Genomic DNA, 23756 nt, shown 5'->3' with positions numbered 1-23756 from the left:
CAAGGAAAGCACATGAGCACCTTCTCAGAACGCCACAACTACAGCGTTACTCCTGCAGAAGTAACGATCCGTGAGAGTGCTCCAAGAGAGCTTAGAGAACATGTAGTTCTTGGCGCATTGCTGAACGGCATGAGCGAAGATCACTTGCAGCGAATCGTGTGCGAAACCCTTGGCGAGCTACCCAAGGGCTCGGAAGACGGGCTCGCAGAGGTGAGTAGACTGCTCGAGGCAGCTGAGTGGTTTGAGATCTATGACATGATCGAGCGCATTGCATCGTCGCTTCCTGAGCGCTCCATCGCGTTCATGAAGCCCATCAGGCCACGCGACAATTTCTCGTCCTACATCAACAAGGTCTTTCGCAAGAATGGTATCGGGTGGCAGCTGCTGGACAACCGTATTGAATTCCGGGGTGCAGAGGCCTTTGAAGTCGCCACAAAGAAGGGCGCCAGCGAGTTGCGAAGCGCCGGAAAGAACACGACGGCCAACGAACTCCATGAAGCATTGCGCGACCTGTCTCGCCGCCCCAACCCGGAGCTCACCGGTGCCATTCAACATGGGATGGCAGCATTGGAATGCTTGGCTAAAGATTTGACGGGTGGTGACAAGGAGACGCTGGGGGCTTTGGTGAAGAACAATCCTGGCCTGTTCCCCTCACCTCTTGGCGAAGCAATCTCAAAGGTATACGGTTTTGCTTCAAACAACGGTCGGCACCTTAAGGAAGGCGGCGATCCGTCGTTGGATGAGGCCGAACTGATCGTGGGCTTGTCCGGCGTGCTTTGCCGCTACTTGGCGCACAAAATTCCCCGACCTTAAGTCAACCCATCCGCTGCCTTGGGGCGTCCTTGGGAGCCTCTAGGGGAATCGCAACAACGTCGTCTGCTGCACGCCACACTCTCCCGCCGCGCACCATGGAAGGGCCACTGGAACGTGGGTTGCGCTCACCCAATGACGCTCTTTTCGTTCGCCTATAACGTCCGGCGGGTGTTTGCAAGCCTAGGGATGTGGTGAAGCTCAATATCTGCAGCAGAAGGTGGCGATCCGCTACGCTGATCATGCGCGTCCAGGCAGCGCTCTTTCCAAGGGCTACGATCCAGGTGCCATCGACGGGTCCCTTACTTCTGAGAGCCAATCGGCGCTGCGAATGTTCCAATTGGCCCACGGCATCCGGGCAACCGGAACGATGACGACTCCCACCCTGGACGCGCTTGGCGTGCGCATCTAGCGCTCAACACCTTTAATCCCGCGGCTCCGAGAGGCCAAAAAGCGACCGGCCTCCAGAAGAGTGAGACACCCGTGGCACTTAAGGACCGAATCGCAAACAGCTCGACACATCTGCAGATCCGCTCCTATGTAGACCTTGCGCAGCTTTGCGCACATGGTTAGATGCCTCCATCTTTAAAGGGAGCAGAGACGATGAACCACAATTGCAAAAACAAGGACTACAGTGGCTTGGGGCACGACTGGCAACAAGCAATGGACGCCCTTCCAACCTTGATCATCGAACGGAACGAAGCTTCCGTCATGGGCACCGATGCGTTAATCGCTGCGGCTAAAACGGGCCTCAGGGACGCCTGCGAGAACTACCGGACGGCATTGATCGAGCATCGAAGGGCGTAGGCGGCCATCGTCGCCGGCATCTTTCGCGAACCGCTGAAAGGGGGCATTTGCCCCCTTTGATGGTTGTCAGAAGCCCCCGGCCCGCCCTACAGACTGGTGGCGCGCCACGCGCGCCCGATCAACCCGCCCACCAGTGGCGCAATCGGGAAGACGGTGTAGAGGGCGGCCAACGCCAGCGGCGGGACGGAAACAAAGAAATTGCGTTCCGATTCAATCAGACCGGGGTAGAAGATCCCCACCCCGATGCTTCCGATCTGCACGGCCACCACAACCAACGTGCCCATCAATGCCCCCTTCCAAAAGCCCCCGCGCTTCAGTTCCAGGAAGTGGTTGGCCGCCCTGGCTGCCCGAACGCGCGCCGCCCGCCAGTTCAGCACGTAAAGCAGCAGGAGGAGCGTCAGCACGCCGACACCGGCCGAGAACGCCGCCACAGCCTGCCAGGCAAGCCCCAGCTCTCCACAAATTTCTGCACCGCCTGCGAAGGCGAGCAGGCCAGCACCGCCCAGGAGGACCGTTGCGGGTGCGAGCAGGCCCCACTGCATATGGGATGCGGTCGAGTGAGAGCGGACATGGGCGTTCATGGATCCTCCAAATGAGCGGGATAAAGGACGAGTTACTGGCGCCGGTCAGGGCTTCTTCTGTGCGTCGATGAGCACCCACTGCCCCGCCCGCTTTTCAAACACCAGGTCTGCCCTCGCCGGCACGGGCGCAGGATCCTCCTTGAGCTGACGCCCACCCTGGAAACCGATCACATCGAGGGTGCCGCCCGTGACGCACGTCGTTCGTTCGGGCCCGCTCGGATTGCAGTCGGCGTTCAAATCCTCCCAGCCACGCACTTCCACGCGCTGCCCCAGTTCGGCCACCAGGTTCGCGTTCAAATACTGCTCGTACCCCTTTGCAACCTGCTCTACCGACGGTCCCTGTTCCGCCTTACCGCAGGCGATCAAGGCAACAGCTGCTACCGCGACCACCACCATTCCACGCTTCATGCACCTTCTCCTTGGTTCGTGGTGACGTCCACTTCGATCGTTTCGTTCCGATAGCCCAGGCTCACCTTCTCGACGGTCACGTCCATCTTGGGCTCCGTGCCGTCGATCCAAACGCGATTGACTGAGAAGACCACGCGGTCTTCTTGAAACGAGCGGCCTTGCCGCGCGAGGTTGGCCGCCTCAGCGGGGTCCATCCGGATCAGCAACCGATAGCGCCCCGCGTTCGGAGGGCTGGACACGCCCGTCGGCGTCTTGCGGATCCAAGGGACGAAGTTCTTTCCCGTGACACTCAAGCCAGCAACCGAGATCTGCGGCATCGGCACGAACACTTCCATGACGCCCCGATCCGGGTTGTAGCTGACCCCACCCAGCGCTTTGAAGTTCGGGCGAACGGCATACCGCCGAATCCCTTTGAACCGCTCCAGCCGGGCGTCGAAAGCAGGCCCGAAGCGCTGCTCGATCGCCGCCGCAGACGGCTCCGGCTCTCGGCTGTCCGTCGTCCTCTTGGCAGCCACCCACGCCTGCCGCAAGCACCACTGCCGTTTGTCAGGCCGCAACTGGTAGGCGGAATGGGCCATGGCCAACAGGCCCATGTCGCACATGTCGGTCCCTTGCGCGCCGGTGGAGGAGAGCCCTTCGCGCAGGTGCTGAGCACCCTCAAGGATGTCCTCGTCCAGGTCCCAGTACATCCCTGCAGGTTCGGCGTATAGGGGGTGGGACACCTTGGCCTGCGAGCCGGACTTCCCAGAAATGGCCCCACCGATCTGCCGAAGCAGGCCTGAAGCGGTAGTGGATTGGGCGCTGGCACCCGTCGATACGGCCAGCGCAAGCGCGCCGGCCAGAACTGCCCCGTTCTTCATACAGCCCCTCGTTCCTTTGGACGGACTTGCCACGGACTTACGTGACACGTAGCGTCTACCCCTGACGTAGGGCTTGGGTCATCATCGGTGCATGCCTGCACTGCATCCGTTCAGCCTGTGACTACGCCGACAACTCCGCGAGCGATCGTGGCCGCGCGCTTGCGTCAAGCCCGCGAATGGCGGGGCCTGAGCCAACGGGAAGTGGGGATGCGAATGGGGCTGGACAAAGACACGGCGTCGGCACGAATCTCCCGCTACGAGTCGGGGGCGATGTCTATCAGCCTCGAAGCACTGTTTGAGCTCGCGCAGGCACTGGACGTGCCGCCGGCCTACCTGCTGGCGACGACGCCGGCGATGGCCGACGCGATTTTGGCGTTGGGCGTTCAAAGCGAGGCCCAGCAGGTCAAGCTGTCTCAAGCCCTAGAAGAGCTGACCGCACTTCCCCCAGGAAAGCGAAAGCAAGCCATTGACCGCCTCTTGGCGGACTCTGAAAAGGCCTGACCGCCGCCTTGATGCATCAGTAGTCTCATCCACTGCGACGGCAGCACGAGACCATCTCCTTTCATTCGAGAGGGCGGGGAATGTGGATGTCCGATGCTGCGGAACGCCTTAATTGTTATCAGCGTTTTTCTGCTTGGTGGGAGAACCAATCGCTAGCAATCAAAGTCTACTTGGTAGGTTTAGCGCTTCTGCTGATGGCCATCGCCTCCTTTCACGCCTCCCCGCGCGGACTGCCAACCAGCTGCCTGGCCTACGCCTCTAGCGGCCTTCTCGCTTTTGGTTTTCTGCGCGAGACATACCTGTGGGTCACACCCAAGCTCCAGCTTCCTCTCGTGAAGCTGTTGGTGACCGGCGCGAGCGTGATGGCACTGGCAGCTGCAACGGGCATCAGCAAAATGGCAGTGAACGAGGCGACCGGCCAAGACCCGACGCACTTTCCGACCACAATTGCGCTACTGCTACCGCTGTCCGTGCTTCGGGTCGTGTCAGTGGTGGCGATTGTCGTCAGCACACTTTCCACCGCAGGACTAATGCTCTGGGCTGGAGCGAGAATATTCCTGACTTGGGGCCCGCTGGAGGACAAAGACGTCTTGCTCCTCGTGGCACGAGTCCTTGCAGGTCTTTCGATCGCACTCATCATCTCGAATACGAGCGGCCCCGCGATCGTGCCTTCTTGGATGCAAGCTCTGGCCCGGAAGTCAGCACTCTTCTTGGACCTCCACGATGACGCCGCCTGCACCACAAAACCTGACGAAAGAACGCATCGCATCAACGACAATGTAGTCATAGTCGGCGCCACTTCTGGCACCTATCCCACGTACGTTCGACGCTTGTGTGCCATCGCACCCGAATGAGCGCGATGGAATCCGTGAGCAATCTCAGCACCATGGGCAAATCAATCTTTTAACCTGGATCGAATGCTGCGGGGCTGCCGTCCATGGCCATGTGCCCCTGCCATGACTCGAACAAACTACTTCATGGATTCTTCGCTTGTATGAGTTGCGTCGCTGCCGCTCGACGAGCCTTTTTCCTGAGTAACGAAGATATGTACGTTCATGAACTGATGCGCGACTCGGCGGGGTTGATCCATTCCCTCAGCAGGGTATTCCTCAGGACTATCCAATTCAGCCCCATACCGCTCCTTGAGCTTGGCAGCAATGTAGTCCGCGCCAACAAGCTTGGAAACAGAGTCGTATTGGCGCCTATCAAAGTCCCCCGGCCTGGGGATCCCACTCTCAACTCCCCAAGACTCTCCCACGAAACACGCCAAAAATGCATCCACTCGGTCCGTCGACGTATCCAACTGCGCACGGAGCGCGTGTTGCACATGTGCATCCGATGTCTCTTGGCACCATAGCCAATAGAGCGTGGGGGCGTCCTTGGGTTCGGTAAGGAAGAATGGCGCTTCGGCGCTTTCAGCCTCGATTCGTTCTACGGCCAACTTTGCGAGAGCCTTATCACCCTCGTCGGAAAGCACTCGGCGGTCTTCGGGCTTGTCGTCGTAATGATGGATCCAACGCAAGCAATCGGAGACAAACCCAACCGACGATGCCTCCCGAATGACCTGTTCAGCCACTCCTTGCCTTTCGCTGCCCGCGGGCAGCCTTCTTAGCAGGTCCGCGATGAGAATGGCCGCCGAACCGCGCGTATCCAGTGGCATTAGCATGCCCCGCTCCCGCGGCAGGAGATCTCCGTTCCTTGCAAAGGCGAGTGCTATCGCCCTAGCTTCCGTAGCGTTGATAGCCTCTTTTCTCTGGCGAAGCCTTGTAACCAAGCGAGGCATGCCCTGCCTCTCTGCAAACCGTTCCAGCGCTTCCCTTGCTTCGGGGGGTGACAGCGCCTGCGCGCTTTCTATGAACTCTGCAATCAGGCGATCAGGCACGTCGCCCAATGGCACTCCGTAGGCAAAGTATCGCTGGAAGTACTCCCCCGCGCAGATCTTTTGCTCCGCAGCCCAAGTCGAATCCCACTCCCCGCCATACATCGAATTTCCCAGCCTGGGGAACAGCGGCTCCAGCAGCCGACGACGGATCCAGCCGCGCTCTTCGACCGAGATGTGAGGAAGCGATTTCTCCAGCAAAGCGGAGATTTCATCTTCTTTCTTCTGATTATCGTCGCGCCCGCCTGCGCGCCCGCCCTTAAGAAAAAGGTCGCGGTTGGATCGGATTGCAGCGTACAGGCCTGGATAAATCACCCGAACCCCCTCGATGAGCATCAGATCGACGGTGTTCACCTCACCCTTAAGAATCGGGAGGGCAAACAGGAGAGCGTTTGATAGAAGCTTTGCTTTTCGCGGCGTGCCGAGTGCCGGTGCAATAACGTCATCAAAGTGCCGAATGAACGCGTCCACCTGACTCTGGGTGAGCACAATCCCTGTTTGATCCACCGCCCTCTGAACCCCCTCCAAAGCGATCAATCGCAAGCTGTTGGTATCTGCCGGGGGAAGGTTGAGCGGCACTTGGACGATCTTCTCAAGAAACGCCCGGCCTCCCTTGGCCCCGCCCTCTCCGTAGCGTTCACCCAACGCCGCCGCAACCACGTCATCGTCGAAGGCCAGAACGTACGACGTGTGCTTGAAGCTAGCGGACAGCTTGACCAGCTTAAAGATGGCGTGGGTTTCCTCGCGATCCAGCCTATCGATGTCGTCAACGAGAACCACCAAGCGGCGATTCGATTGGCCCAGCATTCGATCTATTCGCGAACGCAACTCTTCCAGACTCACAGTGGACAACGACTCGCCCACACTCTTTGCGGCCTCCCCAGGGGAAATCTGAACCGCACCTGCGAAGGTCACGCTCGCAAGAGACAAGAGCCCTCCGTACTGCTTCAGAAGCTCACCCACCCTCTCCATTTTATTGGGCAAGGATTCGTCCATCGCCTCAGCAAGTGTCGCGAAGAACCCTCGCAGCAGGGCGTCTTGGCTTTGGAAATGCCACGGATTGAAGCGCACAAGAATGACCCGCGGATACTCCTTCAATGCCTCCCCCATCATTTCAAGGACAGATGTTTTCCCATCTCCCCAAGGGCCATATAGGCCAACGACGATGCTGGACGGATCGGCGCGCTGGGCTAGCGTATGAGCCAACCGGGACGCGAACGGCGCCCGATTGAATCGATCAGACAATCGACCGGTGATGGGCTGATCATCCAGGAACTGATCACCGGAAGGTGCTCCCTCTTCCTCCGTGTCCGAACCGGTGTCCAGTTCTGAATGAAACGGCTCCTCGGCTTTGGTCTTCGATCCGGCGGAACCATCATTGTTTGGACCCCACCACTTCCTTAGCCATGCCAGCATTTCTTGATCCCCTGTAACCGTATTCAACTGCAATAGTGAACTGGGCCAATCGGGCACCCAACTGATCGATTCCCATGTGCACTGCTGGCCCGCTCCGCTGGTAGATGGCCACTCCAGCGCATCTGCCATTCTTCCTGATAAAAAGACCTACAACGCCGCCTTTGAAGCCAAATAGGCCGCGAACTGGCGATCATCCTTCACACGTTTCCAGAAGCGTTGAAGTGGGGCTTACCGGCCTCCCCGTCAACCCAAATCGCCTGTAGTGCCAATTCGCCCCTGACATCACACACGTCGCCACGTTCTAACGCCCCCGAGCACCTGCTCGCTCACTAGCGAGACATGGTCGGCTAGAAAGGCGGCTGGAGAGCAGGAAAGAGACACACTGACACCCCAGCAGCTGCTTGTCAGCTCGCCACGGAAGGACAGAATCGAACGGTGCTCTTGGGGATCGGGGGATCGTCCTCGAACAGTTGCTCCAGAAGCTCATTCCACTCCGCTCTGTCTTCCACATAGCTTGGCACGCCGTGATCGTGATACCACTTGATGGGCCTGGGGAAATTCACCAAGCGCACGCGCGAAGCTTCGCCCGGCTGATCAAACACTTTTCGAAGCTCCCGACATGTCTTTTGCTGGCGAAGCGGCATACACGTATTGCCGGTCCGCCAAGTGCCACAGTGCAGAATAAATTTTGACGTGGCGATATCCCCCTCACTGGTTCCAACTACGATACGGGAAGGGATCACGCCCTGCTGCATCCCCTCCGTAACCAATGAAAAGTCATTGAATGCAGTCGGAGGCTGAGCCGGAACCAACATGGCCACCCTCAGGTCCGTCAGGTTCCGGGGGATGCGCCATTCCCCATCCATCGCTCCAGCTCTTTCTTTAACAACCGCATTCCAGCTCTGACTGAATCCGTTGTAGGCCCCGCCCCCGTTGCCCAATGCATTGGCGACCACGGAGCCACCCAGACTGTGCGTAAAGATGCGCAGTTTCGTTCCTGAATCCACCTGATTGAGGATGCGGCGAAGACTCTGTCCCACCCGCGGCGAATTGAACTGAGCCTCGCCCCAAATGCCTATGCCCATTGCATTCCCACGAAGTCCATCCCAATACATGCGCACCACTTGCGCACCTGGCCGGCGCCTCTTCACCTCGGAATCGAACCCACTCATCCAGGTGTTTGCTGTTCCGTGATCATTGTTGAACCCGTGGATAACGAGCACCACCTCCTGGCCGACGGGAACCTTGAAGCAATCAATAACACGCTTCCTTAGGGCGACCTGGATGCGATCCCAGTCCTGATCAAAGACGCCACTGGGATCGACTCCTGTTGCGTCGAGCAACGCCGTCCAGGATTCATCCCCTTTTTCGAAGTGCCGTTGGTAGTAGGCCCGAAGCGTGGCCTTTGTCGAACTACGCCCTCTCACCCCATCGCTGCTGCTAATAAACTCATTGCGATCGACATCGACTTTGATATCAAAGGGTGGGTAGAGGTCCCCTTGGCGATCCATGAAGAAGGCCGGAGCGGTCAAAACCGCCTTGCGTTCGCCCTTGAGATAGACAATGTTACTTTTAGAGCTGCCACATCCGGAACAAACCATCAAAGCAAAAACCAGCACAACAAGCATTGGCAATCGCATGACATACCCCCCCTGGTATATTTATCGGATAACAGCCAGAACATCCCCCAGCAGCCACCGAGCAGGCGGCCGTCTTTCGAATAGTCACACATACGAAGGCAATATCAACCGTTTCGCCAAGAACCGACAACATCAAGGCCGACGGTGCATGCCCCCCCCACCTCAGCTTGACCACCTCGATTCAACGCCGGCAAGAGGACCGCAACCAATGGTCAATCGTCGCCAGCATCCACCACTACCTCAACCACCAAGCGACAGGCATGCGCTGCTCGGTTCCGGTGGATACGCAGCAATTGACGGCGTCTCGCCAGCGTTGCTTGCTCGAGCGCCTCCCGAACGAAATCGTCCCCATGCAGATCCGATTTGCGCGAGTTGCAACTCACACATGCCAACACGATGTTGGAGATGAAGTGGCTCCCCCCGTGATGCAGGGACACGTAGTGATCCTCGTGGCAACTGGTGGGCTCGCCTGGGCCGTTTACAGCACCACCCGGTCCCTCGAGGGATCTGTAGCAGTAGTAGCAGCGACGCTCCTGGAGTGCCAGCAGCGTCCTAATCTGCTCAGCGGTGCGCGAGCCCGGCGCCGCCTTCGACTTCAGGGCCCGGTGAAACGACGTTCGTCGACGTGTCTCTCGGACGCGGACTTGCCAATGTACATGAAAGGTATCCAAGGGCAAGAGCACCTCCAGATCGGAGGACTGGAAGAAACGGCGAGCACCTGCCTTGCACGCCTCGTGAATGCTCCAATCCTCCAGCGTTCCGTTGCAGCGTGCGCATCGCCCATGTTGGGTAAAAAACTGCCTCAGCTCGTCGCTGATCCCAAAACGTGCATTGAGGTCCACACGCTGAAACCGGCAACCGATCATGCCGTCGGAAAAGACCTGATCTCCCAGGCGTTCATAGGGATAACGACGGACCATGCCCCACCCCGCCTTTGTCAGACACCCGAGAATGGTGCCCGCTTTCCCTACCGGCTGCCAGCAGAGGTCGCCCGTGGCTGGTCCAGACCTTCTCGCAGCAACAGCCGCACCAACTCGCTGGCATGCAGCCCCTCCCGGGCTGCCGCCTGTTCCAGCCGGTCTTTCAGCTCCCGAGGCACGCGAACCGCCATCTGCACGTAAGGTGGCCGGCTCACGTGGACAGCCTCGCCAGGGTGAGCACCCACGCCAACGCCGAACCGGCCAGGATTTGGGCACGCAAGCGGTAATGCATCGGTAAGCCCGGCGTCGCCGCTGGAAGACGCTACGGCACATTGCGATACTTGCGTCACATAAGGGGGAGCACATGGGTATCGAACGGGAGTTTCAGAGCTACGGCGCCCAGCTGGTCAATCGTGCGTGGGCGGTTTCCGCGGTCACCGCTGATCCACGGGAGGTGGTGGTGAGCCTCTGGCAACACAAAATCGCCACGCGCGACGGACGGTGGTTCTACGATGATTCGCTCGCGCGGTGGAATGGCGCGGGCAAGAACTTGCTCAAGGAGCACCTGGGCGTGGCCTACCGCGAAGGGTTGCGCTTGCGGGCCGTGGTCGCGACCCAACACAACCGCGCCGAGCGCGAACGGAATCCAGACAAGGCCCCGCGCAACACGTTCAAGGCGCGCCCCGAGTGGGTGGGCCATGTGGAGCTGCTGGACGGTGACCATTTCGTGCTAGCGTTCGACCACGTCGACGAGACGGCCACTCCCCCCGCAGGAGCGAAGTATTGGCGGGTTGCCGAAGCGGTGGAAGCGATGGGGGGCGGAACGCTGGCTGAGGTGGGCGAATGGATCGAGACTCACTTCCCCTCGGACCCCCTCGCCGACTTGCGGGCCAACCTGGAGCACCTGACGGTCAACTCCCCGAGCCGCCCCCACTACAACCGCGACCGATCCGACTGGCGCACCGACTCGGGCCACCCCCACGACCGGTTGTTCAAGATCGTGGACGCCGGTCCTCCCGAGCGGGCCCGCTATGTGCGGTTCAACCCAGCCGTCCACGGCCATCTGGATCTCCGGAAAGGCGACGATGGGAAATGGGTGGCCGTGCCCTTGCTCCAGGACGAGCAAACGCGTGCGGAAGCGCAAGGCCAGGCCGACGCGTTCGAGCATGCACCTCCGATCGACAATGAGCGCGACGCCCGGGTGTGGTCCATGCGCGGCGTTGCGCAACGCCGCGGCCAACCCTTGTTTCGCGCCCGCCTGCTTGACGCCTACGATCGCCAGTGCGCCATCACGGGGTGCTCTGCCTTGGAGGTGCTGGAAGCGGCGCACGTGCTGCCCTACAGGGGCGAACACACCAACCGCATGGACAACGGCCTACTCCTTCGTGCCGATCTCCACACCCTGTTCGATTGCCAACTGCTTTGGATCACGGCCGAGAACACGGTGGCTCTCGCTCCGGCTCTCCTGGCCACCGACTACGCTTCTCTTCAAGGCCTGCAGCTTCGTCTGCCGGTGTCCAAAGGAGATCACCCCAACCCGGCTCACCTGGCCGAGCACGCGACGGCATGCAAGACCCGCCACTCGCTGCAATAGGTCCAGGGCTCAGCGAAGCATGATCCGAAGACGCCGACGCGACCTGGGCACTGCAGTACCTCCCAAACGAACCGGCCGACACACCGGTGAAACAAAGCCCCTTGTGGGGGCTCCGGTGGTCGGCGCTTGAGTGGGGATCCTCGCCCCCGTCTCCCGTTTCCGGCTGAGATAGCCTAGACGGCACCCCATGGTTACGAAAGCCTTACGGACCGCCATCAGAGGCCATGAGTGTCGGATGTCAGACTTCTTCCCGGACCGCGTCGGATTTCTCAGCCAGCCACTGCTCAACGGTTTTGCCTTTGAGCTCGTGAGCAAAGTCACTGGCGCACAGCATTCTCTCGTCTTGCCTTATGTTTGCGACGGCATGGGCGGCCAGGATGGAAGCGGCTTGGAGGTGCTGCTTGGTGCGACCGCGCTCCGACCAATCGTTGGGCAGCGCCTTTAGCGCGCCAAGGGCTTCCTTTCCAGAGAGGTATTGAAGGCAGGTCAGCATGGACCACTGAAGCCCGACTTCTTCTCGCAACCAGCGCCCAGCCGCCTTCTCGTCAAGGCGGCCCTCCATGGTGTCCAGGAGTGCGTGGGCCGCTGCAATGGCCTTGCCTTGGGGCGAGAGCCGGCTCTTCTTCTTGGGGAACAGGCCGCGCATGATCAGACCTTCTTGCTGGCCTTCTTGGCGACGGCTTTCTTCGCAAGTTTCTTGACGGCCTTCTGGGCGGCCTTCTTCACCGGCTTGCCCGCCTTCTTGGCAACCTTAGCGCGCGCCTTCTTCACCGTACCTCCGGCCGGGGGGAACTTCGCTCCGGGGTTGGCCTGAGCCCACGCCTTGCCCTCGGCGGACTTGGCCCACGCGGTGAAGGCCTTGGGGGCCAACCCCCGACCAGCCCACGTCTCACCGCTTGGGAGGCGATACTTCGGCGCCACCTTGCCCAGCTTGCGGCCCTTGAGGGGACCCGCGGCAGCCTTGGCGGGACGCGCCGGCTTGGCGTCGATCGTTTCCCCGATGAGCTTGGCCACCTGCCGCCGCTGGGCCGGACTGAGGACCTTCGCATACTTCTGGAGGACCGCCAGGGCTTTGGGCACCTCACCGTCGCGCTTCTCGACCAGCTTCTTCTGGGCTTCGAGCTGTTTGATTTCGGCGTTGAGGGATTTCAGGGTGGTTAGGGCCAAGGGGCACCTCCGTTCAAGGGGGCCATGGGTTATAGCCCATAGGCTGGGTAGAGGCCAAATAGTGGCCGGAAGTTAGATTACGGGCGCATAGCCGCCACGCGACTCATCTGCTCGATACGGGACAGGACGAAGTGACGCTTGGCTTGCCTCAGATGGCAGTAGGCCAATACGCACCGGGACGCATGGCTGGCGCGGTGCAGGTGCGTCAACTCCAAGGGAGTCACGGTGCGCCACTGCGGCACCTGCCCTTCCTTCGTGTAGAGGAAGCGAACATCGCTGCCTTCCTCCATCACTTGGCGAATCTCCATCGACACCGGATCGATGAACGCGGCCATGGGGTCATGCCTCTGGCGCCGAAACGCCCCGTTGCGCCAAGCCGGCACCAGGAAAATCGCCAAGCCAGCCGCGATGGGAAGCGCGCGTTTCCACCATGGGGTGGGGTCGCGCCCAGGCAAAACGCCACCGTGGTGTGAACACGCACCGGTTTCCCCGATAGAGGGCGAGTGCCAACCGTCGGCACACCGCGACGGTAAGTTGGGTTCGTCAAGCAATGCGAACAGCAGACCGCCCACTGCGAGGGCCAACACCAACGCGCCGATCTCACGCTCGCTGAAACGCATCAGGCTGTGGCCTTGACGAGCTCGTAATACGGCGCGCGCCTATCGTGAAAAGCCCTCGCTTCGTCTTCGTCAGAGTGGCACATGTCAAAGCCCTCTCGCCGCAATACGGGCGCTCAGGTCATCTGCGAAGGCCAGCACGGCGTCCGCCAGGGCCTCCACCTCGGCGGTGGTCGCATAGACGGCCTCGGTGCGATCCTTGTTCTGCCCGAACCGATGAACGATGTCATGTCGTTTCGACGCGGCTGCAGTGAAGCCATACGTGTCATGGCTAGGCATCTCTACGTCCAGCAGAGCCGCGAGGAACGGCCAGTTGCTGCGCCAGCGATGCCAGACCATGTCTTTCATGCCGTTGTGGATCCGCTGTCGTCGCCCTTCCATTTCCATCTGTTCTCCGCCCACCATGTCTTTCAACCGACGATCACTCGAGAAGGATGCCCGTGCGGCCACCAGACGGTCGACGCTGCCAGCTTCGTTGGCCAGCCACCACACAGCCGTTTCCCACAGGAAAGTTTCCAGTGCGGTGATCAGAGCGGCGTAAACCAAGTTCCTTGCCTGAAACTTGCCGGGCTCGGGCCCTTCCATCTGCAGCACCAAAATCAGATCGCCCGACCGTTTCCGGAGATCTTGGATGGGGCTGTCGGCGGTTTCGACCTCAACATCCCAGTCTTCCTCGGCGGTGAGCGCTGTCGGTGCCAACTCATCACCTATCTCGGTGAAGATGTCGGCCACCAGCTGCTCGATCGTGTCGAAGTCGGCAACCCCTTCAAAGCGCTCCATGAGCACGTCGCGGGGATGCCAGGGACCACCGCGGGTGTAGATGTAGCCCACTTCGGAGTTATAGGGGGTTTCGTTAGCCGGATCGCAGTAACGGGCCATCAGCCAGTGCCGCATCGCGACCGATTGCTGCTCGGGATCGGCTGCGCGCAACCAGTCGTCATCGATCTCGCAGGTGTCCAGGTCGCTGAAAGCCTCCGAATCAACCTCCGGCAATTCGTCGTCCAACCCCATCATTCGCTTAGAAAGACTCACTGCCCCTCCTCAATGCCACCAAGTTGCACCCGTGCCGGCGCAACATAATGTTGATCCAACGGTTCACGGGATCGATGTGGTCACCCGCCTCGTTTTCAATCACATCGGCGTCTCCGACCAACGCCATCCAAAATTATCCGTCCGTAAGAAAACGAAGTTAGCAGCTCCTGAAACCGGGCTTCCAAGGAGTAGAGCTGGCCATCAATTGGTCAAGGGCAGTCCAAGGGCACTTATGGCACATCTTGACACCCACCGCCTTGGAGAGCGATAACTCCGTTGCCGCGAGGGGAAATACCCCCGGCGTATTGCCTGCTTAGCTCAAGGCAACAGGTTCCCGAACCGATCGCACAAGCGACGACGGGATGGTTTTTCCTGTCTTTTGAGATCTAAGCATGCCCAAACTCCAACGCTTGAGAACCGCCGCTTTCCACACCCAGAAGGGCCGCTGCTGCTATTGCAGCTTGCCAATGTGGAACGTCTCTCCCGATGAACTAAAGCCGTTCGGCCTGCGCGCTAAAACGGCCACGCCGCTCCGTTGCACCGCCGAACACCTGCTGGCCCAGCAAGAGGGCGGCAAGGACGTGGCCGGCAACATCGCTGCCGCCTGCTGGCTTTGCAACACACGCCGGCACAAACGCAAATCGCCGCCCTCCCCCGAGGCTTACCGCGCCTTCGTGCAGAAACGTCTAGCTAAGGGCAAGTGGCACCCGCCGGTGGTGGCCAGACTACGTGTCAAAGCACCTGGAACGCCACCACCCGCCGGATGAGCTCCGCTACGCTCACGCTCTGGCGCTGCGCCTCGCGGCGGACGCGGTCGTGCAGGTCTCGGGAAGCCCGGATGGGCGGCAAGCGGTCGTCCCTAGGGCCGGCGAGTGGAGAGTGCAACAGCTGGGGATGCGCCAGGTAGGCGGTGAGCCATTGGCGCACGACGCCCGTGGCTACACGCCGGTCCACGTCGCCCTGCTCACCGCCGACACACCGACCGTTCGCGCGTTGCTGGACAACGGTGCTGATCCGTTGGTGACCACGAAGCTGGCCCAGGCCCGGAACATGGGCGCCAAGACTCTGGTTGCATATCGCCACGGTCGGGCGCACGCGCAGCCACCGGGCAGCCGAGAGCGTGACGCCGAGTTCGCCGTGTGCAAAGCAGTGGACCGCCTGCGGGATGAGCGCGGCGCGCCGGCTACCGAGGACGACACCCACTGGTGGATGAAAGGGGTCGAGGACGCGGCGGACATAGCTGCCCTACAGGGGCGTCCGTGGAAGGCTGCGGGGTAGCAGAGGCTGGTCTACGATATGGCCATGCCCGTCTCCGACCACCTCGCCATCCCTCTGTTTCGAGCATTTGCCCTGCTCGAATACCAGCTCAAGCGCCGCCAGGCATTTCTGAGGGCGGATCGGCATGGCAATGCAATGGTGGACTGGTCCGAAGTGAAGGCAGCAGTGGACGGTTTTCCAGCCGCTGACTTCGTCTTGCAGCTCGACGCCTTCACCCGACAGAAGGTGCTCGAGAGGGCACGTGAGCGACCAAGAGTTCAAGTGGTCGTCAATGCGGGGGGCCGGCGGCAGGCAACCTTCGAACCACGCCCACTGCAGCCACCGAACGAAGCTCGATCCGACGCTCGCGCCTTAGTGGAAGCGGCCAAGCGCGTGCGCAACAACCTATTCCACGGCGGCAAAGAAGATCCGGGCGAGCAACCTTTCGACGGCGACGACGATGAGTGGGGCGACGCCGCACTCGACGTCGCACGGACGCTGCTCACGCTCGTGGACCGAGGAGCGTTCGGGCCACCCGATCCCTAAACGTTTGCGCGTGGAACCGTCCCGACCAGCGCCCCATCGGTTTCACGGCCCACGCCTCCCATAATGGGGCAAGGGGTTGGGCGGCTGTCCAGCCAGCAGTTACATGAGGGGCCGCCCACGGGTAGGCGCGGCCTTCAGCTCGTCAGCCACTTCCCTTTGCAGCGCTTTCCGCTCCCTCCTTGCCTTGCGACGCATGTTCCGTTGCTCCTCGGCTTCCTGTTTCGCTTTTTGTTGCTCAAGGCAGTTTTTCAATCGTTCTGCGCGATGATTTTTTACCCACGGGTCGTTTTGGTGCTCGATCAGCCACTCGCATGACTCCATGTCCAAGTTCGCCATACCACCTACTCCCATATTTGGCCTCGTTGACGGAAACAATTTCTACGCCAGTTGCGAGCGGGTTTTCAACCCGTCGCTGCGCGGCCAGCCGGTGTGCATGTTGTCTAACAACGACGGATGCGCGATCGCCCGCAGCAAGGAGTGCAAGAACCTGGGCGTGAAGATTGGCCAGCCCATCCACGAAGTGCCGTCTCACATCCGCCGACAGCTTCGAATCTTCTCGGCGAACTTCGGCCTCTACGGGGACCTGTCAAGCCGAGGCGTGTCGGTGCTGCGGGAGTGGTTCCCGCGCGTGGAGGTCTACTCCATTGACGAATCGTTCGTGACCTTCGACGGCGTGCCGGCGGAGCAATGCGAGGCGATGGCCCGCCAGGCCCGTGCCCAAATCCTCCAGTGGGTGGGCATTCCGTGTTGGGTGGGCATCGGTCCCACGAAGACCTTGGCCAAGCTGGCCAACAAGCTGGCCAAGAAGACACCACACGGGGTGGTCACGGCTCTGCCCGGTTCGCCCGAGCTGGAAACCTATCCGGTCGAGGACGTGTGGGGCGTGGGGCGCAAGCTCACGGCCAAGCTGGGCGCTGAAGGCATCTTCACCGCGGCAGACCTGGCCCGTGCCGATCCCGACAAGGCCATGTGGAAGACCGGCTACCGCTACAAGAAAGCCGGGGTGGGGTTGCTCGACCTCACCCACGACGACGTCCACCAAGGCGATCTGTTCGCCGGCATAGATCCCCGATCGCAAGCGCTCATGAAGGTGATGGACCAAGCCAACGCTAAGTTCGGCCGAGGCACCATGGGCATGGCGTCCTCGGCCTGGCGACCAAAGGGACCGGCGCTGGCCAAGCCGGTGTGGGCGTTGAACCAGAAAAACTTGTCGCCGGCTTATACGACCGGTGAGATCAGCTGATCAAGGTGCGTTGAGCCGTGCCGATAAGGTAGATTTCCTAGGATTGAAACAGGGGGAAGGATGGACGCACAGACGATTTTCAGCATGCTCGCGGCAGCCGCCGCCGGCGCCGCCGTTGCATGGGTAATCAGCAGCAGGCGCCGCCCGCCCACCACCGCATCGGCAGTCGTCAATCCTGAGGCAGGCACGTCCGAATCAACCCGCCCCACTGGAGCGACTGGGCTGCCGTTGCCAGCGCCAATGGCATCCTCCTTGATCGTTCAGAACCTCGCCGGCGAGAACGCCCTTGCGGTGACGGAGGTTCCGACGGACTTGTTCGAAAAGGTGTCGGGAAAGGGCCGCAAACCGCCCAAGGCCGTGGGTCGGCTGAACGCGTTGCTCCAAGCAGCCCCCACTGCCGCATTGGCAGCCCAAGGCGTGCCCGAGAACGTGTTCGAAGTGGCGATCAACGGTCCCCTGCTGAACGCCAAAGACGCAGCGGGCAATGTCATCGAAGGAACCTATCGGGCGATGACAAACGGCGGAAGCGGTGGCATCAAGGAGCACGGGCTGCTGACCAAGCCCGAGAACCTGAGCAACGCCATGAACGCAGCCGCGGTCTGGCAGGTTGCCTCAGTTGTGGTTGCCCAAAAGCACCTGGCTGACATCAGCGAGAAGCTGGATGGGATCGTGACCACGATCAATCGCGTGGAGGGGAAACTGGACGCTCAGCGTCGCGGCGCCTTAATGGGGGCAATGGACACGCTCAAAGAGGTTTCCGTGCCCATTCTTCAAGGCGAGCACACCACTCACAATCGGCAGACGCTCGAAGATCAGTATCAGAAGATGATGGATAAAAAGCACGAGATCCATCAGCTTCTCAGAGACCGCATCGATGCCCTATCCGACCTTCAGGACACCCAAACGTTTGGTGCCTCGGGATTTCCAGACAAGATCCGAGAGGAAATTGGCAAGATCGAAACCTTGTTCCAGGAGACTTTGCTCTGCTCACGAGTGCGATTCCAAGCGTGGTCCCTTCTTACCGTTTTGCAAGGAGAGCCACTGCTGAAAAAGCAGCGCTATCGGACCATCCAACACGATTTCGATCAGATCTTTTCTCCGGATGGACTGCGCTCGGTGTTCGAACAGAATGTCACCGATCTGATCCTGCGCGTTGATTCCAAGATGGTTCTCAAGTCAACGCTTGCTAACCACCGAACTGAGCTGACAAAAGAGCTGCGCTCGACCCTGTCCGCACTTGATCAAGACATTCGGGCAGAGCGCTCTATCATTGCTCATGGAGAAGCGCTCTTGAGCGACGCCACACAACCCACCCGAGTCCTCGTCAGAACCAAGGGCAATCAGGTGATTGAATTCAAGCATCTTCCCGCCAACGTCACACCCGAGCTGCTGGAGCACGACATGCAGCCGACGGTGTTCCCGGCACATCTACTCCAGGCAGTCTCCGAACCAGCATTGGCTCGAAGGCATTGATCACCGCCCGCTAGGGTCAGGCTTCGCTTTTAGCTGCCGAGCACGGTAGGTTTCGGTGACGAAATCAACAAAAGCCACGGCGGAGGCGAAGGGCTTCTTCTTGACCTGGACGATCGTGGTGGCTGCCCATCTGACTTCTTTTCTGGGCCTGGGCTTCGCTGACCTGCTGCCGCATCCTGAGCAAGTCCGGGCGATCTTCAGCTTGCTCGTCCTAGCGCTCGTGCCGGCGCACGTGGTGGTGCCCGGTCTGGTGGCAATTGTCTACAGCATGATGCGCCGGACCTCATCCAGGTAGGCGCTTCCTGATGTTCCCATCAAGAGGCCCCGCTTCGGCGGGGCCTTTGCGTTGCGTCCGTCCATTAAATCTGGCACAAGGATTTTAGGACGTATATCAGCGAGGAAAGGGAATGGCGGACACTGGAGCGGACGGGGAGCAGACGAAGAAGGAGGCAAGCAATCCGGGCGCGAAGTCGCCTTCGCACATCGCTTCTGCGCTAACAACGATGGCGGGCGGCATCTTGGCCGTGGCCACCCTGATCGGGTTCTTCCTTCATTTGGCCGGTGATGTCGCGCATTCGACCTACTTGACGGAGATGGGTGTTCCTGCGGGCCTCTTCCCCCAGGCCACCGATGCAAAAATCATCCATGGTTACTACGTGGTCATCATCCAAGGCATTCGGCTGATCAGCGACATTCCTTGGGGCATCGTGTTTACCATGATCGGAATGTCCACGCTGTCCATTGTCATCGCCCGTGCGCCCGTCAAGGAGAACACAGCGATGCGAGGGTGGCTTGAGCGGCGATCCTATTGGATCAGACAACCTATCGTTGCGCTCCTGGGATCAGCGGTGTTCCTCTCTGCCGCAGCGAGCGTCGGTTGCTTTGTCCTGCTGCTGGCCATCGTGCCGGGCCTTGTAGGGGAGAAGTTTGGCAAAAGCAAAGCCGACGAAACAAAGGAGCTGCTTCTTGAGGAAGCCTCGGCAAAGGCCTCAGAACTCTGGAAGGATTCTGAGCGCCTCGCCGGAGGCCGCGTTGTTGAGGCGAGCGACAGCTGGATCGCAATCTACGACAGCGAGCTAAAGATGGTGCGAATTCTCAAAAACGATGGCGTTGAAATAAGAACTCACCTATCAACTGCAAAGGCGTCTTATCAGGCTAGTCCACCCATGCAATCGCAATAACTCCACCTGCTCAGGAGAACGTTGTGCCCACTGTGTTCTTTTCCTACTCCTACGCCGACGATGGCTTTCGGGAACAGCTCGAGAAGCAGTTGACCATGCACAAGCAAGAAAGCGGGCCGCGAACGGCCCGCTTTCATTCTTTCAAGTAATGACTGATCACCATTTCTTAACCCGGAAGGAAGAAAATAGCTTCCCAAACCTGCTCGGCTGGCCAACTTTGCCTGACTCAGGAGGGTTGCTTTTCACAGTAACCGGATTGAAGTTCCACTGGTGTACAGTTTTGGCCAAAGAGCGTTCATCAGCAGACTGTGGCCTGACCTTTACGACCACGGTCTTTTTTTTCTCGGGCTTCGCGACCGAGACGGGGCCGATAGTTGTGCCGTTGGAATCAAGTTTTATTTCCATAGCTGCGCACCTCTGACGCTATCGATCAGCTTCGAATCCTTATCCACAGCTAACAAAATCTGCTTGACGGAATCGATCACTGAGGTGAACGAACTTTTCAAATCACCCGCCCCGTATATAGCGCAAATTCTATCCAGAGTCAATGACGATGACTCAATCACCAGTACAGGCGGATCCGGCTGTGTGGTATCCCCTGCCAGCACAAGAGGCATGGCCAGGCACCAGAGGCTGTCAGCCAGTGGCCAAACTGAAGTATCTGTGAACAGATCATCATCCGCCTGCTCGCCCAGTCTCTCAGCCTGCCGGACGAACACCTTGTCCTGTCGCAGCACAGTCCTAGCAATAGGACGCCGACGCTCCGCCGCTTCTTCTGGGCCGTATCCCACCTCAAACCTAGGCCAAAGCTTGAGGATTTCGTCACCTCGCCTCGTGGCAATTGCCGCCTTCAGCGTAAAGTCATGCGGCAAGTCCGCCTCAATCAAAGCGCTACGTATTGTGTCTTCAAGTGAGCCTACAAAACGCTGCACTACTAACTCAATAAATGGGGTTGCAACTGCCTTGTAAAGCTCAATAGTCGATTCATTTACAACATTAACCGCCTCATCAACATAGCACTTCTGGCTTTTGTCGAAATCCAATAGATGCAGCCTTGTCTTCGCGGGGACAATCACCAGCCCTGGGATATTCCGAGCATGAATCTCCGGAGGACCGGACACAACGGCATCGATGATCGCCCCTAACCAATGCCCGGAAGCAGCACTGGATGAATCCGCAGACCGTAGTGAAATCCCAACCGTCCAACAATCTGGCTGGAACATTCGCTCATCATCAAAAGCCCACAGAGGCAGATTGGAGACAACCCCGCCATCCGCAAACTCATTTATGCTCCCATCCGGCATCCTTATAGGATACGGTTTAAATATTAAAGGAAGACAAATGGAAGCACACACTGCGCTGGCAACTGAAATCCCCGGAGTAGTATCCACAGAGAACAACTGCAACGTCTTCTTTGTCAAATTTGTGGCGACAATCCGGAGGGGCTTACCACCAGCATTTTTAAGCTCTTCGAACGTAATATCCTTCCCACCGGAAATACCGTCCTTTATTGGTGAATTTGCCAACACCTCATCAATGACATCACGAACTTGATCAAGGGGAGCAAGCCCCTCTCTCAGCAACTTGCACAACTTAAAAAATGAAACCAACCCAGCAACTAAGAGCACAACAATCACACTAAATACAACCAGAAACCCAGTAGCCCTCAATGAAAGCGCGAATAGTGTAGGGGCCGCAAATAAGGCAAAGACCAATCCAGCCAGCAAGTCCACCGCCATAAACTTAAGAATGGCGGTATTTTCTGCAATCCACCTAGCCTTCTTTATCCTAGCCCATCCACGCTCCGTGAAGAGCCCGGCAAGTGAGCCAGAAGAAAATCCTTCCAGCCCTTTCAAGACGTGATGATCACTCTTTCCGCTCAAATCTAGGATCTGATCAGATTCATAGCCCGCAGACACTAATGCGGCCATAATTGATCCGGCCGAGGTACCAGCCACTCCTACTATCTCAGGTCTCGTTGCTGGCTTTGATAGATCTTTCGGCGGAAATTCTGCTAGCTCTAGTGCTTTCAAGGCACCAACGTGGACTGCCCCGCGGGCGCCTCCGCCTTGGAACACAACGTAAACCTTTCTCGCCTCCATGCCCTTCCTCTCGGTACTCATAACGCAGCTCACTCCATCTAAATACACCCACCTCACCGCGCCGGTGACAATATCTCGCTTTACATCCCAAAGATTGAGCTATGACTTTACATTTTGCGCCCGGCAAGTACTCTTTAATTTGCGATATCCAATGCCAGCAAGGGGAGCCCGCTCTACTCGCCAGCCCAACTGACAGAGCGATTGAGCGTCTGTAACTGAGAGATACAAGATAGGACACACACATCCGGCCTCAACACTGAAGCAAAACAATGAATTGGCCGTGGGCCGCTCGACCATTATCTCTTCTCCGCTAGGGTTTCAGTGACCTTGAATGGCACAAGTGGAAATGCGGGTGACTATGTATCAGCACACCGCGCCAGAGCGACTCTTGGCATGCAAAAAATTGGCGAAATCGTCGTCCCCAACGTCCTTAGCCTCCTCTTCTGGATCCCCCTCTTCCACGCTTGCTCCCGCCGCAAGCAGTGCCTCGGCGATCTGACGCTTCACCTCGAAACCGGGCTCGATGTCACGGGCGAGCCAGACCAAGGGAGGCAGATCGTCATCGTCGTCTGTGTAGGTATACGCATCTGGGTCCAAGCCGGTGGCTAAGAGCGCTGTCACCAGTTCGACATCTCCCATCACGCAAGCGTTGTGCAGCTGGGGATACATCAGTGACCGCCCACGCTCGTGAAGGCCTTCTGGCAGCGCCTTCACTGCGTCTAGCATCTCATCGAAGCGTTCGCGGAAAGCCTCACTGCCCCCGTAGAGGTCGTCGAAGCCCATGGCGGCTGCAATGCTTGCGTTCATATCTTTTCCTCTCTGAAGTTGAGGGACCATCACCTATACAAGTGGGTGCCACGCGCTACGGCATCGGCCTTGGCCAATTGCGCGCTGTCTATAAAACATGCCCTTAGTCGCCTCCCCCGGGCCCGTCTGCCGCGTCACGACACTTCTTTGCCTCGGGCGAAAGGCCGCACGGACACACCAGACACTGCCCCCGGCGCCCAACGCGCCTCCAAATCGCTTGCCTGCTGCGCAGCCTTGGCTTCGCGGAGTTCTTGCATCACCGTCTGAAGCACGTTTGCGCAAGCGCAGTGGTAGGGCTCACGCGTCTCACCGTCGACCCAAAGCGCCTGCAGGGCCACCTCGACTGTGGCATCCCACACGTCGCCACGTTCTAGCGCACCGCTGAGCACTTGGTCGTCCACCACCAAGACATGCCCAGCCACCTGGCCATCCACCAATGCCCACTCATGGGGAACCACGGCAATGTCATCGAGCGTGGCCAGCGATGCGATGCGGCCCAACTTCTTCTGCAGCCGGCTTGCGTCGTCCCGCGCCTGCCGCAGGGCCAACTCGATTTCGAGCTCGCGGACCCGTTGCTGAGCTGCGTCCAGTTCGTCGATCAGGCGACGCTCTTTGACACTGCGCCCCACGCGCGAGGCCTGCCAAGCAACGAGTTCGATGTAAGGGTAACGAACGTGCTCGTTGGCCCCTCCAGCAGCGCGGCCGGCACCTTTGACGAAAGGCGGCCCTGCAGGAGGCGTTCGGCGGCGCCACTCGCCAAGCGTGTCGAAGTGGACCCCGAGGTAACGCGCCGCTGCTTTGGTGCTGATCGTAGGAGGCGGCAAGCCTGCGGCGGCTTTGGTAAGCTCAGCATCCAGTGCCGCAGAGCGCTGCTCCAGGTAGTCCTCTTCTTTACGCTGGCATTCCATTGGGTCG

Annotated in this window: 25 protein-coding genes and 1 pseudogene; 12 read left to right on the top strand and 14 right to left on the bottom strand. The window is 59.5% G+C overall.

Going from position 1 to position 23756, the window contains the following annotated elements; genetic code table 11:
- Nucleotides 1-12 precede the first annotated feature (12 nt).
- Nucleotides 13-813: a hypothetical protein gene (locus tag ROV93_RS01005; protein ID WP_312538424.1), complete on the top strand. Its 801-nt coding sequence runs from the start codon at nt 13-15 to the stop codon at nt 811-813.
- Between the two features lie 600 nt (nt 814-1413).
- A complete protein-coding gene (locus ROV93_RS01000) occupies nt 1414-1617 on the top strand; it encodes a hypothetical protein (RefSeq protein ID WP_312538423.1) in 204 nt (67 codons plus the stop codon).
- Nucleotides 1618-1703: 86 nt separating this feature from the next.
- On the opposite strand, the gene ROV93_RS00995 is transcribed toward ROV93_RS01000, so the two are convergent.
- From ROV93_RS00995 to ROV93_RS00985, 3 genes are read right to left on the bottom strand one after another with little or no spacing between them, the layout of a single operon-like run.
- Nucleotides 1704-2198: an ABC transporter permease gene (locus tag ROV93_RS00995; RefSeq protein WP_312538422.1), complete on the bottom strand. Its 495-nt coding sequence runs from the start codon at nt 2196-2198 to the stop codon at nt 1704-1706.
- Nucleotides 2199-2243: 45 nt separating this feature from the next.
- A complete protein-coding gene (locus ROV93_RS00990; protein WP_312538421.1) occupies nt 2244-2606 on the bottom strand; it encodes a hypothetical protein in 363 nt (120 codons plus the stop codon).
- Complete coding sequence (locus ROV93_RS00985) at nt 2603-3466, bottom strand: hypothetical protein (protein ID WP_312538420.1); 864 nt, start codon at nt 3464-3466, stop codon at nt 2603-2605. The genes ROV93_RS00990 and ROV93_RS00985 overlap by 4 nt, the downstream gene beginning before the upstream one ends.
- A gap of 87 nt (nt 3467-3553) precedes the next feature.
- Between ROV93_RS00985 and ROV93_RS00980 the strand changes: the two genes are divergently transcribed.
- Together ROV93_RS00980 and ROV93_RS00975 are read left to right on the top strand one after the other, a co-directional pair.
- Complete coding sequence (locus ROV93_RS00980) at nt 3554-3967, top strand: helix-turn-helix transcriptional regulator (protein ID WP_312538419.1); 414 nt, start codon at nt 3554-3556, stop codon at nt 3965-3967.
- Nucleotides 3968-4053: 86 nt separating this feature from the next.
- Nucleotides 4054-4821: a hypothetical protein gene (locus ROV93_RS00975; protein ID WP_143568479.1), complete on the top strand. Its 768-nt coding sequence runs from the start codon at nt 4054-4056 to the stop codon at nt 4819-4821.
- A 116-nt stretch (nt 4822-4937) separates the two neighbouring features.
- Here the strand turns inward: ROV93_RS00975 and ROV93_RS00970 are convergent, their stop codons facing one another.
- The 3 genes from ROV93_RS00970 to ROV93_RS00960 all read right to left on the bottom strand — a co-directional run bounded on the left by ROV93_RS00970 (nt 4938) and on the right by ROV93_RS00960 (nt 9822).
- The gene (locus tag ROV93_RS00970) at nt 4938-7391 is read right to left on the bottom strand and encodes a KAP family NTPase (RefSeq protein ID WP_312538417.1); all 2454 of its coding nucleotides are present in this window, start codon (nt 7389-7391) and stop codon (nt 4938-4940) included.
- A gap of 275 nt (nt 7392-7666) precedes the next feature.
- Nucleotides 7667-8890 (bottom strand): hypothetical protein, encoded by a 1224-nt coding sequence (locus tag ROV93_RS00965; protein WP_312538415.1) that lies wholly within the window; start codon nt 8888-8890, stop codon nt 7667-7669.
- A gap of 224 nt (nt 8891-9114) precedes the next feature.
- Nucleotides 9115-9822, bottom strand: coding sequence for an HNH endonuclease signature motif containing protein (locus ROV93_RS00960; RefSeq protein WP_312538414.1), 708 nt, complete (start codon nt 9820-9822; stop codon nt 9115-9117).
- Nucleotides 9823-10186: 364 nt separating this feature from the next.
- Here ROV93_RS00960 and ROV93_RS00955 point away from each other — a divergent pair, with 364 nt between their 5' ends.
- A complete protein-coding gene (locus ROV93_RS00955) occupies nt 10187-11416 on the top strand; it encodes an HNH endonuclease signature motif containing protein (protein ID WP_312538412.1) in 1230 nt (409 codons plus the stop codon).
- Nucleotides 11417-11654: 238 nt separating this feature from the next.
- Here ROV93_RS00955 and ROV93_RS00950 read toward each other — a convergent pair whose 3' ends face one another.
- From ROV93_RS00950 to ROV93_RS00935, 4 genes and pseudogenes are all read right to left on the bottom strand, one after another.
- Nucleotides 11655-12062, bottom strand: coding sequence for a hypothetical protein (locus ROV93_RS00950; protein ID WP_057502566.1), 408 nt, complete (start codon nt 12060-12062; stop codon nt 11655-11657).
- Between the two features lie 248 nt (nt 12063-12310).
- Nucleotides 12311-12583 (bottom strand): annotated as a pseudogene (locus ROV93_RS00945) (histone-like nucleoid-structuring protein); the annotation flags it as partial.
- 77 nt (nt 12584-12660) lie between these two features.
- Nucleotides 12661-12918: a WYL domain-containing protein gene (locus tag ROV93_RS00940; protein WP_197656421.1), complete on the bottom strand. Its 258-nt coding sequence runs from the start codon at nt 12916-12918 to the stop codon at nt 12661-12663.
- A gap of 369 nt (nt 12919-13287) precedes the next feature.
- Nucleotides 13288-14232, bottom strand: a complete 945-nt coding sequence (locus ROV93_RS00935; RefSeq protein WP_312538411.1) for a hypothetical protein — start codon at nt 14230-14232, stop codon at nt 13288-13290.
- A gap of 392 nt (nt 14233-14624) precedes the next feature.
- Here ROV93_RS00935 and ROV93_RS00930 point away from each other — a divergent pair, with 392 nt between their 5' ends.
- The 3 genes from ROV93_RS00930 (at nt 14625) to ROV93_RS00920 (ending at nt 16035) form a co-directional block, all read left to right on the top strand.
- Complete coding sequence (locus ROV93_RS00930) at nt 14625-14999, top strand: HNH endonuclease (protein WP_312538408.1); 375 nt, start codon at nt 14625-14627, stop codon at nt 14997-14999.
- Nucleotides 15000-15126: 127 nt separating this feature from the next.
- Nucleotides 15127-15510 carry an ankyrin repeat domain-containing protein gene (locus tag ROV93_RS00925; RefSeq protein WP_312538407.1) on the top strand — a complete coding sequence of 128 codons (384 nt, stop codon included), beginning with the start codon at nt 15127-15129 and terminating at the stop codon, nt 15508-15510.
- Between the two features lie 24 nt (nt 15511-15534).
- Nucleotides 15535-16035: a hypothetical protein gene (locus tag ROV93_RS00920; protein WP_312538405.1), complete on the top strand. Its 501-nt coding sequence runs from the start codon at nt 15535-15537 to the stop codon at nt 16033-16035.
- 99 nt (nt 16036-16134) lie between these two features.
- Here ROV93_RS00920 and ROV93_RS00915 read toward each other — a convergent pair whose 3' ends face one another.
- Nucleotides 16135-16371 carry a hypothetical protein gene (locus ROV93_RS00915; RefSeq protein ID WP_312538403.1) on the bottom strand — a complete coding sequence of 79 codons (237 nt, stop codon included), beginning with the start codon at nt 16369-16371 and terminating at the stop codon, nt 16135-16137.
- Between ROV93_RS00915 and ROV93_RS00910 the strand changes: the two genes are divergently transcribed.
- The 4 genes from ROV93_RS00910 (at nt 16355) to ROV93_RS00895 (ending at nt 19932) form a co-directional block, all read left to right on the top strand.
- Nucleotides 16355-17278 carry a DUF4113 domain-containing protein gene (locus tag ROV93_RS00910; RefSeq protein ID WP_312538402.1) on the top strand — a complete coding sequence of 308 codons (924 nt, stop codon included), beginning with the start codon at nt 16355-16357 and terminating at the stop codon, nt 17276-17278. The two genes, ROV93_RS00915 and ROV93_RS00910, sit on opposite strands and share 17 nt — an antisense overlap.
- A gap of 60 nt (nt 17279-17338) precedes the next feature.
- On the top strand, nt 17339-18751 hold the full coding sequence (locus tag ROV93_RS00905) for a hypothetical protein (protein ID WP_312538401.1): 1413 nt from the start codon (nt 17339-17341) through the stop codon (nt 18749-18751).
- 55 nt (nt 18752-18806) lie between these two features.
- Nucleotides 18807-19046, top strand: coding sequence for a hypothetical protein (locus ROV93_RS00900; protein ID WP_312538400.1), 240 nt, complete (start codon nt 18807-18809; stop codon nt 19044-19046).
- A 112-nt stretch (nt 19047-19158) separates the two neighbouring features.
- Nucleotides 19159-19932: a hypothetical protein gene (locus ROV93_RS00895; protein WP_312538399.1), complete on the top strand. Its 774-nt coding sequence runs from the start codon at nt 19159-19161 to the stop codon at nt 19930-19932.
- A gap of 395 nt (nt 19933-20327) precedes the next feature.
- Here ROV93_RS00895 and ROV93_RS00890 read toward each other — a convergent pair whose 3' ends face one another.
- The 3 genes from ROV93_RS00890 to ROV93_RS00880 form a co-directional block, all read right to left on the bottom strand.
- Nucleotides 20328-22055, bottom strand: a complete 1728-nt coding sequence (locus ROV93_RS00890) for a patatin-like phospholipase family protein (protein ID WP_312538398.1) — start codon at nt 22053-22055, stop codon at nt 20328-20330.
- 342 nt (nt 22056-22397) lie between these two features.
- Nucleotides 22398-22841 (bottom strand): hypothetical protein, encoded by a 444-nt coding sequence (locus ROV93_RS00885; protein ID WP_312538396.1) that lies wholly within the window; start codon nt 22839-22841, stop codon nt 22398-22400.
- Between the two features lie 134 nt (nt 22842-22975).
- Nucleotides 22976-23749: a nucleotide-binding protein gene (locus tag ROV93_RS00880; RefSeq protein ID WP_312538394.1), complete on the bottom strand. Its 774-nt coding sequence runs from the start codon at nt 23747-23749 to the stop codon at nt 22976-22978.
- Nucleotides 23750-23756 lie beyond the last annotated feature (7 nt).

The sequence above is a fragment of the Stenotrophomonas maltophilia group sp. msm4 genome, assembly GCF_032025605.1.
Lineage (GTDB): Bacteria > Pseudomonadota > Gammaproteobacteria > Xanthomonadales > Xanthomonadaceae > Stenotrophomonas > Stenotrophomonas sepilia.
Note: the sequence above shows the minus strand (reverse complement) of the source record. Positions and strands in the feature narration are given on the sequence as shown.